Here is an 18128-nt window from a genome sequence, read left to right as displayed (position 1 = left end):
TACCGTCACCTCCCTAATTGTTTATTTTTTCTGAGCAAATTTAGGGCACTTATCTGCCACTTTGTCGCCCATAACAGGTTTTGACTCCCACCATTTACCTTTTGCGTCCTGTTCTTCACGGACACAGTCACCTTTACCCGGCTCAAAATCATCAGCATCTTCCGGAATCGGAAAGAAAGACTTACATTGCGCACAGTTAGCCATTGCTTAGCACCCCCCTTAAATTTGGATATATTTACAATACTTTCTTAAGCACAATCACCTCCCGTGATAAAAAGCAGCGAAAGATTTACAATGTAACACTAGAATATTGCAAATATCGTGCCATCTTGAGACGATTCTCAATATGGCATCCTTTCTGAATTTTCTGTAAACATTTCGATGATAAATATCATCAGTAAAGTACCCTCGTTTTCAAACTCTGACTATTATTGAGTTACAAAAGGTGATGTCTACCATCATCGCTGATTACGCTAAGAATCAGTTTGGGCATAGCGTTTCATCTTTTTAACAATTGTTGATTGATCAATTCCTAAAAGTTTAGCTGCTTTGCGTGTGCTTCCACATTCCCCGTAAACACGCAAAATCAAGTTTTTTTCTGTTTCCTCCAAAACATCCTTTAGGTTTAATGACATCGGTTCCTTGTTTGAATTATCCTGGTTTCCATCAATTAAAAAATCCAAATCGATTAAATCTCTTGGGCTAAGTACAACCAATCTTTCGATCGTGTTTTCCAGTTCCCTAATATTTCCTTTCCATTCGTGATAGATAAACCGTTCCAATAATTGAGGAGATATCTTTTTTTGTTTATTGTACTTCTGGTTATATTTCTCAAGAAAGTGATGGATAAGAGGAGGGATATCTTCTTTCCTATCTCTTAACGGCGGTATCAAGATCGATATGACATTAAGGCGATAGAATAGATCCTGGCGGAATTTTCCCGCTTTGATCATTTGCTCCAAATCTCTATTGGTCGCAGCGATAATGCGTACATCTAATTTGATAGGCTTGCGTCCGCCTACCCGGTAAATTTCTTTCTCCTGTAATACTCTTAAGAGTTTGGATTGCATATCAAAAGGCAACTCCCCGATCTCGTCCAAGAACAAGGTTCCTCCATCCGCGATTTCAAACAAACCGGGACGTCCCTCTTTGCTTGCACCGGTATAGGAACCGCCTTCATATCCAAAAAGCTCGGATTCGATTAGATTTGGCGGAATGGAGGCACAGTTTAATTTGATAAAAGGATTTTTGGCACGATTGCTGGCTCCGTGTACAATCCCTGCGATTTGCTCTTTTCCTACTCCGGACTCCCCTAAGAGTAAGACCGTTGAATCAACCTGCGCTACTTTAATGGCAGTTTCAAGTTTTTTCTCCATAACCGCACTTTGTATGATAACCTCTTTGCGCAGTTGTTCCTTTCGAAACTTATCCAATTCATTAAAATATTTGCTTGATAAGCTTTGAGCTTCTCTCAGTTGTTCCCGTAAAAAGTTTAGTTCCGATAAATCACGTAAGTTCACCACGACCCGAGAAATATTACCATTCTCATCAAAAATCGGGGTGCCGGTATGTACGATTTCACGGCCAGAACTTAGGTGCTGAATAACCGTGACCGGCCCCTTTTTATCTAATACTTTCAAGGTCGGGGATTCAAAGGTGTACCCGTTTTCAATGAGCCACGTCACGTGCTTGCCGACGATGCTTGCTTCTTTAATGCCAAGCATGGCCCGGCTTGACTTATTATCTCTCAGAATGACCCCTTGACCGCTGGAGATGACAAAGCCATCGGCGGAAAAATCCAGAATAGCATTCAACTCATTATTCATTTCTTGAACCACTTTAAGTTCGTATGAAATCTGTTCCAACTCCGAAATATCCTGAAAGATTCCGATGGCACCAATGATTTTGCCCCTGCTAATAATAGGGTTTTTGTAAACCAATAACACGGTTTTACCGATCACGATTTTCTGGATAGGCTCAGCTACCCCGCTATAGATTACAGTGGTAAGATTTACGTCAGGAATAATATCTTCAACCGCTTTGCCAATGGCCTCTTCCACGGGAACCCCGATGAGTTTTTCAGCGGATTTATTGATAACCATAATTTTATGGCTGCTATCAATGGCAATGATGGCGTTATGTCCGGAGTCGATGATTGCATTAAGTTCCTCGACCGCATACTCCAGTTGGCGTCGAAACGCTCCCATAATATCGGTCGTGGTAATAATACCGACAAGCTCCCCTTTCTCATTAACAACGGGAAGCCTCCCGACAGGAATATTTAACGCTTCCTCTGGTAAAGCATTTTCACTAATTGTAATTATATTTTTCTCCATTAATTGCCCAACTGTAACCCTTGCATCCATCCCAATGGCCCGTAAAGCGTGGGTCTTGGTAAAGATGCCTATTAATTTATCATTAAGATCTACCACCGGCATCCCGTCAATCCGGTATTGGATCATTATTTCGGCTGCTTTTTTAATCGTATCATCCACATGTAATTTAATTACATTCCTGGTCATAAAGTCTTTTATTCTACTTTTCATGTTAATTCCTCCAAAGATTAAGTTGTACGCTCTCGGATAATCTTCCGAGGGCTATTTTATTGCCTTGCGGGATACACTAAAATTGGTTTTCCTCCAGCAAAAGCAATTATTAAGATGGTTTTTAACGGTTTTTGCCCTCAAATCCCTCGAAGATGCGAGGGTCCGCAGTACGAAGCATTGGTATTTTAGGACCTTTATAATCTCCGCTCTCCAACACGTTGATGCTTGGTACAAACACTTCGAGAAAAAGGATTTAGCGGAGATCGAGCAATCCTTGAACCAGATGGCGGCCTAAGTCCTGATTCTATTCGTTTTAAGAAGAGCCCTTTGCTGGGTTGCTGTACCCTGGTTACGGTAAGTGGGTGTTAAAACCCTAATACAGTTGGAAAATCCCTTTAATTTTGGGTCAAGGTTTTTAACCGAGAGTGTTCTAAGTTTAATCAATCGCAATTAGTTAGTTATAGAGAAACTGTTTATTAAACTTAATCATAACATGTCGATTGTACAAACGCGTTGGTAAAGCCTATTAACAGTAGGAAAAGAATCCTTAATCGTTTTTATGGAGTCTTAAACGGATGTTGTAGGGCCAGTTTGCAAAAGAAAATGTTATTAAGCCGAGCCTAATAACATTTAGATGATTCTTCAAAGAATTACTATTTTTACAAGTCTTTGTTTTTTAAGACGTTTTCCTTAAACGCTCGTCCAAAACCCGTCTGGACTTCATCTCAAACCTTGGCAATGACCCGGCCTCAACGATTTCGACATCGATCCTAAGGCCAAGTCTTTCGCGAAGTGTTTTCTCCAACTGTCTTTTTAGTTCCTGGGTATTGGTCTCGATCTGCACTTTGACCTGATTCATTTCTTCCTCAGTGAAATACACAATCCTAAATTCAGTGATCTCCGAAAACTCTCTTATAATGGCCTCAAGGGATTGCGGATAAATGTTTATCCCGCGGATAACCACCATATCATCAGCCCGCCCGACAATCCCTCCCGGGAAAAAGCGGTAGCTATTGCCACAGTCACAGGGTTCACTGGTTTTTTGAACTAAATCCCCAGTCCGGTAACGAATCAACGGATACCCTAAACGACCTAGATTCGTAAGTACGAGTTCTCCTTTTTCGCCCTCAGCCACCGGTTCAAGGGTATTGGGATCAATCACTTCGGCAATGAATTCCGCTTCATTGACATGTATCCCGTTTTGGGCAGAGCACGAATACCCGTAAGCCCCCATTTCCGTCATTCCCACATGGTCATAGACCTTGGCATTCCAGGAGCTTTCAATACGTTCCCTGACGGATGGAATAGACCCGCCAGGTTCACCGGCCAGAATCAATCTGCGAATCCTGGAATTTTTTATATCTAAGTGTTGTTCCGCGGCTAATTCCGCTAAATGCAGAGCGTAACTCGGGGTGCATAATAAGACGGATGCTTTATTTTCGATCATGCTATTTAAACGGTCTGGGGATGACTGGCCGCCCCCTGGAATGACCAGGGCTCCGATTTTCTTGGCAGCTTCATAGGCTGACCAGAATCCTATAAACGGTCCAAACGAAAATGCCAAAAACACCCGATCGTCTGCAGTGACCCCCGCTGACTTAAAGACTTCTACCCAGCAGTCACGCCACCAGTCCCAGCTTTCTTGGGTATCTAAGACTTTCAGAGGTCTCCCGGTTGTCCCCGATGTTTGATGATATCGGACATAATGAGACTCCTGATACGTATGATTGCGTCCCAGCGGCGGATAGTCCGTCTGATCAGCCACCAGCTCTTTTTTCGTAGTAAAAGGAAGTTTTTGCAGCTCATCCAAAGACCGAAGCGGTAAACATACAGATTCTAATTTTTCCTGATAGAATCCGTTAAAATGGCTAACGTGGACCAACATCTGATTCAATTTGTGCAGCTGGATCGTCTCTAAATCTGCAGTGGAGTTTAATTTGATTCCTGTTGACATGAATAACCCTCCCATCAATGCCCCCCAGGCGTCTAGCGGATATTCCCGATTTATCTGTACTCTATAAGAAACCGCCTTTCTCTATGGTAATACTATTATGAATTTTCTGTTTTATCAATTCAAACCGGGTTAATCACTCAATACTAAACCCCAAATGCAGAAATCAAGCTGTGAACGGTAAGATTCGGCTAAACTTTGGCACTAAAAAAGCACCCCTAAGTCTAGGAGTACTCTTTATCACTACCATAGCTCTGCCCAGCGCATTTCTCCGCTCCTGCAATCCCCAGCGGCCAGCCGCAAATGACCTGGCCTTTGGTGCGCTTGGTAAAGTCCGGTTATATTCTCATTTTCTATAAGATCCCCGAGTCCCACTAATTCTCCCAGCCCCTTTTCATTGAGTACTATTACCCAGGACATGTGGGCATAACCCGGAGAAAACGCGGGTGAAGTCAAAAGATATTCCCTTATGAATTCCGCAGCGAAGACTCGTCCTTGAAAGGCCCGGCCATACTCAGGGCGGTGCATCTCCGCAGCCGAAAGTCTTTTACCCCATAAACTGCCGTCCATAACCAGGATAGCACACTCTGTCCGGGAAGGGATTTGAGGCTCATGCCCAGCCCAGAATTTGAGGCTTTTCTCTTTAGCTCCGTCTCCTTCGATGACCCACACACGGCTACTGTTTTTATCTCTGCTTCCGCCCTCATAAAGAAGAAAATCAGACAGGGCTTGATCTATGATCCCAATTTCCGGTCCCAGCCACTTTCCGCTCTCAGTTTCTTCTTGGGCATACCAAAACCAGAGACCGGTGGAATTCACCCGCGGAGGGGGTAGATCAGGGCTTCTCCAGACGTCGGCTTCAAGAAAAGGCCACACCTTGGTCGTGGTCGTGAGAACAGCTTCCTGACCGCTTGTCTGAATTTCGTGTCCCAGGCGCTGCAGAGATGTTGTTTTCCCTCCGGCACCTATAAGGGTAATTACCCTGGCGTGTCCGGTCATTTCCCACAGACTGCCTCTTCGGATCAAAAGGTTCCACTTCCTCCTCATCGAGGTTATTGTTCCGTTAATTATACTGTGAGTCCGGCGGCTACTTTTTGCGCAATTCCCGCGGCCAAAATATTACCTTCCATAGTAAAGGCGTCTGCCAGATTGAGCAGGTCTTTCTTATTCAATTCCGTTTTAAGGCTGATGGCGTTAATGCGCACATTATATAGCGCTCCGTCCAAACCGGCTTTAAACATGAGCGCTGCCACACCCATATCGCTTAAAGCATTGGGATTTGCCCCGTCCAGCAGCTTAGGAACTTCACGCAAGCCTTCCAGACAGAGTTTGGCGGTCTGCAGAGGGATTTCCGCAGCCTTAAAAGTGGCCTTCTCCATGGCTTCCCGGCGTTTTGCCTTCTCTTCATCCGTCGACTTGGGCAGGCTTAAGGCATCCATGACCGCCTTAAACCCCTGGGTATCTTCATCGACTAGGGATAACAGGCGCTCTCCCTTGTCTTCTGCAATGTCGAGCAGCTCACGCATCTCCCCTTCGACTGCGGCAAATTTTTCCCTGCCGATGGTTAAGCGGCAAACCATCGCAACCAAGGCATACCCTTGGCTCCCGGCATACGCCGCCACACTTCCTCCGCCCGGGGCCGGAGAAGAAGACGCAACTTCCTCTGTAAATCCTTCTAATGTGAGATCAACTAAGTTCATGAATCCTGTCACCTCTATGAATGCTTATTACCGCTATCCACTATATCAGTTTTTCCGTGAGTAAAGCAAGTCTTAGTTGATAACCACCGACATAATGCGCGCGCGGCTCACATCTACCAGCCCTAGATCGGTGAGCTTCAACTCCGGAATCACCGGCAGGGACATAAAAGCTAAGGTCATAAAGGGGTCAATATCTGACGCCATCCCGAGATCGTGCCCTGCGGCATGCAGCCGTTCGAGCTGGGCAGCCACTTCTTCCGGGGATTTGTCCGTCATGAGTCCTGCAATGGGCAAAGGCAATTGGCCGATCACTTTATCCCCGGCGACCAGGCACAACCCGCCGCCCATCTCAAGTACTGTCCGTAGGGCCAAATCCATTTCCCGGTCGCTCATGCCTGCAACCACCAGGTTATGCGAATCGTGGGCCACGGTTGAAGCGACCGCCCCCATTTTTAAACCTAAGCCTTTGATAAACCCGATCCCGATACGACCGCTGGCCTGATGCCGTTCAAGTACAGCGATCTTGGCGATATCTTGTTCAGAATCAGGGACGATAGATCCGTTTTCAAGTACGGGCAGCTCCGCCGTCAAGGCCGAGGTCACTAGGGAATGCGCTTGAATTCCAATGACATTTACTTTGCATCTGACAACTGATGAATGTCCCTGGGATTGCGCCGGCTTAGAATGAACCTTGATTTCCAGCTTTTCTCTATGCCACGGCCCTAAATGCACGCTCCCGGTCAGGCCCTCTAACCCGTAATGTTTGAATATGGGCCTTTTCCCATTTGCGCTCACACTTCGTCCCCGCCAGTACACCGCGCTAATTTCAAATGACTCAAGCTCATTCAGGATCACAAAATCCGCCTGATAACCCGGAGCCACAGCCCCTAGTCCGGAAAGTCCCATGGCTTGGGCCGCATTGATTGTCGCCATCTGCACCGCTCTTACCGGCGGCTGCCCGGCTTTTATGGCCAGGCGCACTAAGTGGTCTATGCTTCCTTCAATTAAAAGATCTGCAGGATGACGGTCATCGGTCACCAGCAGGCAGCGCTGGGCATTCTCACTGTTCACGGCCGGGAGCAAATCCAAGAGATTCTTGGCGGCACTTCCTTCCCGGAGCATCAGCCGAAAACCGCGGCGCAAACGTTCCCTGGCTTCGGCGGCCGTGGAACACTCATGTTCCGTTACGATTCCGGCCAGGAAATAGGCATTCAGATCTTCTGCGGCAATTCCCGGAGCATGCCCGTCTTTCAAGGGCAGGGGGAGTTCAAGTTTAGCCACCATGTCTGATTGACCTGAGAGCACACTCGGATAATCCATAACTTCCCCTAAACCAATGACGCGCGGGTGTCCCACAAACTCTTTGAGTTCCCGCGCACTCAGCCGGGCCCCGGACGTTTCAAGTTCTGTGGCCGGAACACAGGAAGGGAGCACCACAAAGCCGTTAAAAGGAAGAGGGGCAAGACTGTTAAGAATATATCTTATCCCTTTAACCCCCAGCACGTTGGCAATCTCGTGCGGATCGACCACAGCGCCGGTTACTCCGTGAGCCAGGAGTAGGGAACAGAACTCTTCCGGACAGAGCTGGGAGCTTTCGATATGCACGTGCCCATCGATTAACCCGGGTACAACATATTTTCCCTCAAGGTCCAGCTCCTGCTCCGCTTTTGTATACGAGCCAATGCCTACGAACTGTCCCTTGTGAATCCCGATATCGGAGCGGTGAATCTCGCCCGAAAGCACATTAACCAGCATGGCATGGCGCAAAACCAGATCAATCTTGGCCAAACCCCGGGCCTGGTCCATTCTCTCATTCCAGCCGGGCATTCTTCCCACACCCCTTCTGACTACCCTTTTCGTTTAGTCTAACCCTACTCTTTGCAAAACCCGTTTCAAACTACGGGTCGAGCTCTGCTTTAAGCGGGGAGCATCAATCGTGTTCAGTTTCCGGTCCTGCATCACGATTTTGCCGTCAACCATGGTCAGGCGTACATCCGAAGACTGGGCTTGGTATACGAGCTGGGAATAAATATCAACTTGTTCATGGGGCCAGGTATGGAGCCCATCCAGGCTTACCACTGCCAAATCCGCTTTCTTTCCAACTTCAAGGCTGCCCAGGTCATGCTCATGCCCTATCGCCCTCGCTCCGCCTAAGGTGGCCAACTCAAACACCTTTTGAGCCGGCATCGCGGTCGGTCCATGGAGAGGTTTCTGAATGAGGGCCGCATGCCGCATCTCCCGGAAAGCATCTAAATTATTGTTGCAGGGTGCACCATCCGCCCCCAGTGATACTTGAGCACCGAGACTCATCAGTTCCGGAATAGGAGCAATTCCGGAAGCCAGCTTCAAGTTGGATGAGGGGCAGTGAGCCACTCTGGTCTGGCTTTGAACCAGAATGTCCTTCTCCCGGTCATCCAGCCAGATACAGTGAGCCAAAATAAGATTAGGCCCGGTCAAGCCCATTTTCTCTAAGAACACAATATTACGCTGGTTGCGGGTCCGCTCCACCACTTCGATTTCTCCCCGGTTCTCGGATGCATGGGTATGCACAAAGGCCTTTTTTTCTTGGGCCAGACGCGCCACCTCTTGCAGCAGCGGGTCGGTGCAGGATATGACAAAACGCGGGGTAAAGGCAACTTCTAAGCGTCCATTCCCCTGACCATGGTATTTCTCAAATAAATCCACGCTTTCCCGCAGAGAGGCGTCTGTCGACTCGTGCAAACTTTGGGGGATCTCATCATCAGGCGCATCCATCATGCATTTGCCGGAAATTGCCCGCATGCCGCTGTCCAGTATAGCCTGAAAAGCGTGTTCCGTATGATGAACGGTTTCCATATCCACAATCGCGGTCGTTCCCCCTAAAAACAGTTCCCCGATTCCCAAGAGCGCAGAATCATAGAGAGATTCCGGATCATGCCCTCCTTCCAGAGGCCATATTTTGAGCTTGAGCCAATCCAACAGTTCGAGGTCATCAGCTTGCCCGCGGAATAAGGTCTGGCACAGGTGGATGTGCGTCTGTATAAGGCCCGGAATCAACACGTCCCCATTTAACTCAATCACCTGAGCGGCCGGGTCTTCAACATCCCCGATGGCGGCAATCTTGGAACCGTCCACCAGTAAATTACCTTTGATTACTTCGCGCTCTGCATTCATTGTGACAATGGTCGCATTTTTAAATAAAGTACGCATAGCCACCCCCCGCTTTCATTCATACAGTTGTTAATTGCCACGCGCGGCGCACTTTAATAATGCCGCTTGCCCGCAAGGACAAGCGGCACTTAGCTACAGAAAAAGCGCAAATAAGAACGTCAGATTAAGCACCGGATGAGAGGATAAAGTGGATTATAAAGAGAATTGTCAAGGTGTAGGTCACAGGATTATTCTCTTTATGCCGTCCGGTGACCAGTTTAATGATGGTATAGGACATGAAACCGAAGGCCAAACCTTGGGCAATCGAGAAAGTAAGCGGCATCATGACTACGGTCATAAAAGCCGGGAAGGCCTCCGTAAAGTCATCAAACTTCACATGCACGATTTCACTCATCATCAATACGCCTACCAGTATTAATACCGGTGCTGTGGCCTGGCCCGGAATCAATCCAACCAGCGGGGCGAAGACGATGGAGATTGCAAAGAGTACGGCTACGGTAACGGCTGTCAGGCCTGTCCTGCCGCCTTCAGCCACTCCGGAGGCGCTCTCAATATAGGACGTAACCGTCGGAGTTCCCATGACTGACCCGAACATCGTGCCGATTGAGTCGCTCATTAAAGCCTTGCCGGCGCGGGGCAGGTTCCCTTTTTCATCCAGCAACCCGGCTTTACGGGAGACCCCGAGCAGCGTTCCAATGTTGTCAAAGAGATCGACAAAAGTGAAAGCAAAGAGAATTGAGATTAGGCCATAATGGAGCGCTCCCCAAATATCCAGCTGCATGAATGTCGGTGCGACCGCCGCTACCGGATTGGTAGGGGAGATGATACTGGAGATTCCGGTTGGTCTTGGAGAGACTCCAAAGATCATGCTCACAATCGTCGTAGCAAAAATCCCGATTAAAAGACCGCCTTTAACCTTTTTGGCCATAAGCCAGCCGGTAACAATCAGGCCGAAAACTGCCACTAACACTCCCGGATCTTTCATGTTGCCCAATTTTACGAAAGTCGCTTGGTCTGCAACCACAATCCCGGCATTTTTTAACCCGATAAAGGCGATAAAGAGCCCGATACCGACCCCAATGGATAATCTTAAGACCTGGGGCACACCCTCAATGATCCATTCCCGAACCCTGGTTACGGTCATTAAGAAGAAAACGACCCCCGAAATAAAGACCGCACCCAAAGCTGTCTGCCAGGATAAGCCCATTCCCAAGACCACGGCGTACGTGAAGAAAGCATTCAAACCCATGCCGGGGGCAAGCGCAATCGGATAGTTGGCATAAAGCCCCATGATTAAGGTCGCCACTGCTGCTGAGATTGCGGTCGCGGCAAACGTCGCGTTCACCGGCATTCCTGCATCTTTTAAGATGTTAGGATTGACAAAGAGAATATAGGCCATGGTCACAAAGGTGGTCACACCGGCTAAGATTTCCTTGCGCGGATTTGTTTTGTACTCGCTTAAATGGAATATCCGTTCTAATAAACCGTTAGAACTTTGAGCAGCTGACATACACAACCCTCCCTGATTTTTTAGCCCTGGAATAAATGCTTAAATTTTTCCACGAATGGTGTCCTTTTCTACTTGGTTCCACATTTCCTAAAGATAATTTCGCTTTCTAAACAATTATTACCAAACCAGGAGAACTTTACTCGCTAACCAATCGTCACCTCCTTTCCGGTTCTTTCTCTGCCAGGGCCGCCAGAATTTTTTCCGGTGTCGCCGGCAAAGAAGTAATTCGGACTCCTACAGCATCATCGATGGCATTAATGACCGCCGCTACGACCGGCAGCATGGCCGGTTCACCCAAGCCTTTTGCCCCGTACGGACCGCTGCTTTCCGTTTCTTCGATGATGATGCTTTCTATTTCAGGCACATCCAAGGCCGTAGGAATTAAATAACTGGACAATGCCGGGTTTTGAATCTTCCCTTCTTTAAGCTCCACCTGTTCCAGCAAAGCATACCCTAATCCTTGGGCAACTCCTCCGGCAATTTGTCCTTCCACCTGAGTGGGATTAATGGCTTTTCCGACATCATGGGCGGCCACGATTTTTAAAACACGCACGATTCCTGTTTCCGTATCCACTTCAACTTCCGCCGCTTGACAGCCAAAGGCATAGGGCCAATAGGGAGCCCCTTGCCCGTTTTCCATATTAACCGGGGTGGTCTGAGCCGTAAAGCTTTCCGCACTAATAAAGCGCTCACCTTGAAGGCGGGCCGTGCTGACCATTTCTCCCAGCGGCATGCGGCGGGACGGGTCACCTTTGACTCCGATATACCCGTCTTTCAGTTCAATTCCCTCCGGGGTGGTGCAGGAAAAAGTCCGGGCCGCGTAGGCCTGAAGCTTTCCCTTCGCTTGACGCACCGCCCTGAGTACTGCATTCCCGGTGTTATACGTCTGCCGGGTGGCAGCCGTAGTGCCTGAATCCGGAGCAACATCTGTGTCCCCGGTAACCACCGTGATATCTTCCGGTTTCAGTCCTAATTCTTCAGCCACAATCTGGGCATAAACCGTACTGCTCCCCTGGCCCACATCAATGGCTCCGGTTAATACCGTGGCCGAACCGTCATCATGAATCTCCAGGAAAGCACTGGAAACATCCGGAAAGCCATTGCCATACCCGGTTCCATACCACGTGCACCCGATCCCAACGCCGCGTTTTTTCATACCCGCCCCTCCTTACCCGTCAGATAAGGGAGCACTGCCTTCAGGCAAGCCTCCGCTCCCACGCTTTCGGTCAGCACCTGGCCGGTGGCGGTTGTGCTTCCCACCTTTAAGAGGTTGCGCATCCGGATCTCTACCTGAGAAATCCCCAGTTCTTTCGCCAATAGATCCATTTGACTTTCATAGGCCACCACTGGCTGAGCCGCGCCAAACCCGCGCATAGCCCCGGTATACGGATTATTGGTGTAAACGGCGTAACTATCTATTTTCACATGAGGAATCTCATACGGCCCGGTTGCGTGCACTGCAGCTTTGCGTAAAATATTCGGACTCCAGGAAGTATACGCCCCCGCATCCCCGATAATTTTAGCTTCAAGGGCAACTAAGCGTCCATCCTTGGCCGCACCTGTTTTATAGTACATCTTCATGGGATGGCGTTTGGAATGGGAATAAAAAGACTCGTTCCGTGTGTTTTCAAACTTAACCGGGCGCATGGTTTTCCAAGCCATCATGGCTGCAATAATCTGCAAGGAAATGTCTTCCCTCCCGCCAAACGCTCCTCCAACCGTTGTCGTTTTCACTTGCACCTTGCTGTTCTTAAGCCCAAGGGCATGGGCAATCTCACCCCGATCATAATGAGCATATTGGGTGGCAACCTGTACAACCACATGCCCCCGTTCATCGATATAGGCCAAGACAGCTTCCGGCTGCAGGAACGCGTGATCCACCATTTGCGTGCTGTATTCCCGCTCCACGACCACCTCCGCCTGGGTCCAGCCTTCATCCATATTCCCGCGTCGAATCGGCAAATGATAAAGAATATTTGTATCCGGAAATAACTCCGGATGCAAGGGCAAAGCGGACGGCTTCATACCCTCTTCCGGATCAAAAATCGCAGGCAAGGGTTCATAATCAATCTCAACCAAGGCAGCGGCTTGTTTGGCGGCCGCTAAACTTTCCGCCCCAATGGCTGCCACCGGGTCACCGATCATGCGCACCCGCTCCTCAGCTAACACCGGTTGGTCCCGGAATAAAACGCCATGCCTATTATACACCATATCTTCGGCAGTAAGAATGGTTATCACTCCGGGAAGACGGGCCTTGTCCACATTTATACTGCGAATACGGGCATGGGCTTGGGTGCTGCGGATAACCACCCCATAGATTTGGTCCGGCCGATTGAAATCAGCCGGGTATTTACTCTCTCCAAACACTTTACCCCAGGCATCTTCCCGAATACTCCCGTTTCCAATCACCTGAGTCATTCTGCCACCTCCTCGGAGGCTTTGCGCACGGCACGCAGGATTTTATCGTAGCCGGTGCAGCGGCAGAGGTTGCCCGACATGCCCACTGCAATCTCGTCATCCGTGGGCTTGGGATTCTGATCGAGCAGGGCTTTGGCTGAGAGCACCATACCCGGAGTGCAAAAACCGCATTGAACCGCCCCTACTTCCACCAGGGCTTTCTGTACAGGGTGAGGAGAACGCCGGGAGCCAACCCCTTCAATGGTCGTGATCCTGCGTCCATCCGCCTGACCGGCCAACACCAGGCAGGAATTTACCGTCTTTCCGTCCATGATCACGGTACAAGCACCGCATTCTCCTTCTCCGCAACCTTCTTTGGTTCCCGTCAGTCCCAGCCGGTTACGCAACACATCAAGCAATCGTTCATCTTCAGTCACATCCAGGATATAGTGCTTCCGGTTGACTTCCAGTTTAATCTCCATCATGATTCCCTCCTCCCAACATGGTTTTCAAGGCCTGACGCACCACTCCGCCTACCGCGACCCGTTTATACGGTGCAGATGCTCTTGAGCCCAAAGCCTCTGCCACCGCATTCTGTGAACCCTTCACGGCATCCTCCAGCCATGATTCGTTTAGGACACGCCCACTGAGACTTTGGGCTAGCGGCTCACTTAGAAAAGCCCTACGTCCGACCGCACCGAAAGCGGCTCTTACCTCTAACGCCACCCCATCCTGCCTTTTTAAGGCAAAAGCAGTGCTAAGGCGGGCTATAGCCAGAGCCTGGCGGCGGCCAAGCTTGGCAAAGCCGCTGTCCCAACCCTGAAGCGGAATCAAAAATCCCTTAATCAGTGTTCCGGATTCAAGCAGCGGTGTCCGCTTCAGCAAGTCTGCCAGAAGCACCCGCTCTCTTCCCCGTGCAGACACAAGCTCAACTTCAGCCCCCAAGGCTAAAAGAGGAGGCAAGCCGTCCGCAGCCGGAGAGCAGTTGCCCAAGTTACCGCCGATGGTGGCTTGGTGCCTAATCTGGGGGGAACCCATGGTTTGACAGGCCTGCCATAACGCCTTGGCCTGCTTCCGGATCAAGTCACTCTGTCCCAAATCATAAAACGTAGTCATACTGCCTATTTCCAACCATTCTCCTTCAAGCCGTATTTCTTTAAGTTCCGCAATTTTTCCTAAATCAATCAGGCCAAGAGGATTTATTCTACCTTCTCTCATGTGCAAGCTGAGATCGGTTCCCCCGGCTAGAAACAATCGGCCGGGTTGTTGGGCAAGTCCAAGCGCTTCTTCGATACTTAATGGCCGGAAATAATCCATTCTTACACCTCCGCTTCAAAAGATCATACACTAAAATAGAAAACCGGAGAACCGCACCAACCAGAAAGCAAACACAAAGGTTATACTCTCATAGTCGGATAATTTGCGGTCATCCGGTAGAAACTCTTGGCCCAATTACCAAGTATATATGAGGGTGACAAACATATTAAATTATGGAACATACCTAAAACAAGTACAAAAAATAATAATCAAATGATTAAATGATATTCACTGAATATCTATGGTTTATCTTGACGAAGTATACTCCTTAATTCGCTTTTAAATCTTAATTCGCTTTAAAATCAATATTTCCTGCTATTAATCTATAAGTCTTCAGAAAATTTTTTCTCGCTATTCTCCCACGTAAAAAGAAATGAGGTGACTGCATGCGTCTGCATCCTGAAATCCCGGAATGGTCAAGTGTCTCCGAGGCAGATTGGAACAACTGGCAATGGCAAATTGCTCACCGGATCACTACATCAGACCAACTTAAGCACATAATCCCGCTCACCCCCGAAGAAGAAACAGGAATTAATCACTGCCTCCGGTCCTTACGGATGGCGATCACTCCCTATTATGCGTCTCTAATCGACCCGTCGGATCCAAATTGCCCTATCCGCAAACAGGCTATACCGACTTCTGCTGAACTGCACGTCGGAGAATTTGATTTAAACGACCCTTTACATGAGGATATGGATGCTCCTGTTCCCGGGCTAACCCATCGCTACCCGGATAGAGTATTGCTCCTGGTAACAGACCAGTGTTCCATGTACTGCCGCCACTGTACCCGCAGACGGCTGGCCGGTCAGACGGACCACCCTCTGCCGGAGGCACAGTTAGAACAAGCATTAGCCTACATCCGGGCAACACCTCAGGTCCGTGATGTCCTGGTTTCAGGGGGAGATCCCTTAACCTTATCCGATGAACGCGTAGAACATATCCTGTCTTCTTTACGCTCCATACCCCACGTCGAAATTATCCGGCTCGGCACCCGGGTTCCGGTTGTGCTCCCTATGCGTATTACCCAGCCCCTTGTAGACATGCTGAAAAAATATCATCCTCTCTGGGTTAACACTCACTTTAATCACCCCCGCGAACTCACTCCGGAAGCCCGTGCTGCCTTAGCCCGCTTGGCGGACGCCGGCATCCCGCTCGGGAACCAATCCGTCCTCCTGCGCGGAATTAATGACTGCCCTAATATTATGAAGAAGCTCGTCCAAGAATTAGTCAAAAACAGAGTCCGTCCCTACTATTTATACCAGTGTGATCTGTCTACCGGGATCGAACATTTTCGAACCTCTGTCGCCAAAGGGATCGAAATTATGGAAAGCCTACGCGGCCATACCAGTGGACTCGCCATTCCGACTTATGTGCTCGATGCCCCCGGGGGAGGCGGTAAAATCCCGCTCTCACCGCAATACCTTATTTCCATGGGGGCCCACCGGGTCGTTCTGCGCAACTATGAAGGAGTCAGCACAGTTTATGACGAGCCCAATGTTTTAGAAGAAAAATGCCGGTGTGAGTATTGCCAAAACGAACAAAAACCTGTCGGGGTAGCCAAGCTCTTAGGTCATCAGAGCATGACCTTAGAGCCGTCAGAGCTCGAACGGCACAAGCGCAAAACCGGCGATAACTAAAGCCCTAAAGCCTTTTTTCAACCGTAATCTGTCCTTTAGCTTCCATGGGACAATGGAACACATACCCTCTGCGTTCGAAATACGGCAAGTAGTTCGCTTGTTCTTCCCGCCCGCGTAAGATAATGCGTTTGGAATTCCACGCCTTAGCAAAGGTCTCTACGATTTGTAAAAACCTTATCCCTATTCCTTGGCCCCTGTATGCCTCCTCTACAAACAAATGGTCAAGCCATATTTCCTGTTCCACCTTATCCAGGGTTAATAAAGCATAAATCTTGGCATCGGACCCCCGGTATGCCAGAACCCGCTTTTCCCGCCAACGCTCTCTCCAAGAGGCCAAGTCAAGCTCTTCCGGCTTGGCCTGCGGGCGTTTGCTCAGCTCAGTCCAATGTTTTCTAATAAACTCGACAACCTCATCTAATTTGGCAGCCGGTATTTCTTGAATCATTTATGTTCATCCTTCCCTATTATTCCGTTACCCAAATATATAGGCCTCTTAAATTATATAGTACTTGATTATCATACAGAAGCCCCTTTTATCCTGAATATTGTGAAAATTTTGATCCACTCACATACAAAAAAAGGCTAGTCCAGCGTGTACCAACGCTAAACTAACCTCAAACCTCGATGTGGTGCGGTCGAGAGGACTTGAACCTCCACGGAGTTGCCCCCACTAGAACCTGAATCTAGCGCGTCTGCCAGTTCCGCCACGACCGCGTGACAAAATTTATTATATGAAATCCTAATAAGTTTGTCAACCCATGTAACGATGATCTTTTCTCTAAAATTACGCTGTAAAATTACGCCATAAAATTCAAAAAAAAATTATTGAAATCATGATTGAAATCATGCGGGCAGCCGAAGTGAACAAGATTTTCCCCCAGCCATGTCATCATGATATAATCTTAGATAACCCCCCGTCAACAAAAAGAAACCAAAAAGGTGAATACAAAGGTATGAAGAGACTTAGATTAATACACATTTTTCCCATATCAATTTTGTTGCTGGTTTTCGGAGCAGCCGCTTTCACCTTCGCAAACCCGCAAAGGCTTTGGCACCTAAATCCGGCGCCTCCCGATGTAGATCTGGCCTTTGCCGTTTTCGGGGATATTCACGGGAACACGGACAGCTTCCAGAAAGCGATTCAGGATATTAATGAAGTAAATCCCGCTCTGGATGCGCTCGTTTTAAACGGGGACACTGTTGATCAAGGAACTGCCAAACAATATGATGCCATCACCAAGGTTCTTAACAAAAACAAGTCACGGCTGCCACAAACGATCATTAAGAATATCGGGAACCATGAGTATCTTGATTACGAGCAAGGCCGCATCAACACTAGTGCAGACGTGAAAGCGTTTATTGACAGATATCTTGCTTTTGCCGGAGAAGAAAAAGTTTACCATGACACCTTGGTTAACGGTTATCATTTCATATCCTTAGGCTCGGAAAGCGGCAATTCCGACCTCACCAATTCAACCAAAGCTTATCTGTCGCAAGAACAGCTCAAATGGTTTAGAGATACGCTTGCCCAAAAAAGGGAAAAAGGAAAGCCGATCTTCGTCTTCCTTCATCAGCATATCGATAACACCAACGGCTGGGTTGGAGTTGACCCCTCTGTAGTCAAAGAGTTAAAAACTATTCTTTCAACCTACCCGGAAGTTGTCCTGTTCACTTCACACACCCACCGCCAATTGGATCAAACCAGTGTCAAGCAAAATCTTCCTTTCACCACGGTGCATACCGGAGCTATCCACTACACCTTCGTCCCAGACCCCAATAACACCGGCAGAAGCACGAGAGAGTCTTTGATCCGGGGAATCTACGTTGAAGTCAAAGGAAATCAGGTCGTGATTAAAGGAAGGGATATAAAAGAGAAGACCTGGATTTTCACCCAGGAGCTTAAGGTTCAAGCACAGTAAG

At 48.5% G+C, this 18128-nt stretch carries 15 protein-coding genes, 1 tRNA gene and 1 riboswitch; of the genes, 2 read left to right on the top strand and 14 right to left on the bottom strand.

Annotation, left to right across the window (positions count from 1 at the left end):
• Positions 1–21: 21 nt before the first annotated feature.
• The 12 genes from J0X21_RS08165 to J0X21_RS08110 form a co-directional block, all read right to left on the bottom strand.
• On the bottom strand, positions 22–204 hold the full coding sequence (locus J0X21_RS08165) for a benzylsuccinate synthase gamma subunit family protein (RefSeq protein WP_206811701.1): 183 nt from the start codon (positions 202–204) through the stop codon (positions 22–24).
• 269 nt (positions 205–473) lie between these two features.
• Entirely contained in the window at positions 474–2546 is a 2073-nt protein-coding gene (locus tag J0X21_RS08160; protein WP_206811700.1) for a sigma 54-interacting transcriptional regulator, read from the bottom strand.
• A gap of 676 nt (positions 2547–3222) precedes the next feature.
• Complete coding sequence (locus J0X21_RS08155) at positions 3223–4500, bottom strand: phenylacetate--CoA ligase family protein (protein WP_206811699.1); 1278 nt, start codon at positions 4498–4500, stop codon at positions 3223–3225.
• Between the two features lie 240 nt (positions 4501–4740).
• On the bottom strand, positions 4741–5523 hold the full coding sequence (gene yqeC / locus J0X21_RS08150) for a selenium cofactor biosynthesis protein YqeC (protein WP_206811698.1): 783 nt from the start codon (positions 5521–5523) through the stop codon (positions 4741–4743).
• 41 nt (positions 5524–5564) lie between these two features.
• A complete protein-coding gene (locus J0X21_RS08145; protein WP_206811697.1) occupies positions 5565–6197 on the bottom strand; it encodes a cyclodeaminase/cyclohydrolase family protein in 633 nt (210 codons plus the stop codon).
• Positions 6198–6269: 72 nt separating this feature from the next.
• A complete protein-coding gene (gene ade, locus J0X21_RS08140) occupies positions 6270–8024 on the bottom strand; it encodes an adenine deaminase (protein ID WP_206811696.1) in 1755 nt (584 codons plus the stop codon).
• A gap of 33 nt (positions 8025–8057) precedes the next feature.
• On the bottom strand, positions 8058–9386 hold the full coding sequence (locus J0X21_RS08135) for a 5'-deoxyadenosine deaminase (RefSeq protein ID WP_206811695.1): 1329 nt from the start codon (positions 9384–9386) through the stop codon (positions 8058–8060).
• Between the two features lie 124 nt (positions 9387–9510).
• Positions 9511–10857 carry an NCS2 family permease gene (locus J0X21_RS08130; protein ID WP_206811694.1) on the bottom strand — a complete coding sequence of 449 codons (1347 nt, stop codon included), beginning with the start codon at positions 10855–10857 and terminating at the stop codon, positions 9511–9513.
• A gap of 154 nt (positions 10858–11011) precedes the next feature.
• On the bottom strand, positions 11012–12013 hold the full coding sequence (locus J0X21_RS15915; protein WP_206811693.1) for a xanthine dehydrogenase family protein molybdopterin-binding subunit: 1002 nt from the start codon (positions 12011–12013) through the stop codon (positions 11012–11014).
• A complete protein-coding gene (locus J0X21_RS15910) occupies positions 12010–13275 on the bottom strand; it encodes a xanthine dehydrogenase family protein molybdopterin-binding subunit (RefSeq protein ID WP_206811692.1) in 1266 nt (421 codons plus the stop codon). The genes J0X21_RS15915 and J0X21_RS15910 overlap by 4 nt, the downstream gene beginning before the upstream one ends.
• Positions 13272–13739 carry a (2Fe-2S)-binding protein gene (locus J0X21_RS08115; RefSeq protein WP_206811691.1) on the bottom strand — a complete coding sequence of 156 codons (468 nt, stop codon included), beginning with the start codon at positions 13737–13739 and terminating at the stop codon, positions 13272–13274. The genes J0X21_RS15910 and J0X21_RS08115 overlap by 4 nt, the downstream gene beginning before the upstream one ends.
• Positions 13726–14571 carry an FAD binding domain-containing protein gene (locus tag J0X21_RS08110; protein ID WP_206811690.1) on the bottom strand — a complete coding sequence of 282 codons (846 nt, stop codon included), beginning with the start codon at positions 14569–14571 and terminating at the stop codon, positions 13726–13728. The genes J0X21_RS08115 and J0X21_RS08110 overlap by 14 nt, the downstream gene beginning before the upstream one ends.
• A 71-nt stretch (positions 14572–14642) precedes the next feature.
• Positions 14643–14743: riboswitch (purine riboswitch) on the bottom strand.
• 214 nt (positions 14744–14957) lie between these two features.
• On the opposite strand from J0X21_RS08110, the gene kamA reads away from it, so the two are divergent.
• The gene (gene kamA, locus J0X21_RS08105; RefSeq protein WP_206811689.1) at positions 14958–16208 is read left to right on the top strand and encodes a lysine 2,3-aminomutase; all 1251 of its coding nucleotides are present in this window, start codon (positions 14958–14960) and stop codon (positions 16206–16208) included.
• Between the two features lie 4 nt (positions 16209–16212).
• Here kamA and J0X21_RS08100 read toward each other — a convergent pair whose 3' ends face one another.
• Both J0X21_RS08100 and J0X21_RS08095 read right to left on the bottom strand, forming a co-directional pair.
• Positions 16213–16653: a GNAT family N-acetyltransferase gene (locus J0X21_RS08100; protein WP_206811688.1), complete on the bottom strand. Its 441-nt coding sequence runs from the start codon at positions 16651–16653 to the stop codon at positions 16213–16215.
• Positions 16654–16835: 182 nt separating this feature from the next.
• Positions 16836–16922, bottom strand: a tRNA-Leu gene (locus J0X21_RS08095).
• A gap of 239 nt (positions 16923–17161) precedes the next feature.
• Here J0X21_RS08095 and J0X21_RS08090 point away from each other — a divergent pair.
• Positions 17162–18127, top strand: a complete 966-nt coding sequence (locus J0X21_RS08090) for a metallophosphoesterase family protein (RefSeq protein WP_206811687.1) — start codon at positions 17162–17164, stop codon at positions 18125–18127.
• Position 18128: the final 1 nt, after the last annotated feature.

Source organism: Paradesulfitobacterium ferrireducens (assembly GCF_017310645.1).
GTDB lineage: Bacteria > Bacillota > Desulfitobacteriia > Desulfitobacteriales > Desulfitobacteriaceae > Paradesulfitobacterium > Paradesulfitobacterium ferrireducens.
Note: the sequence above shows the minus strand (reverse complement) of the source record. Positions and strands in the feature narration are given on the sequence as shown.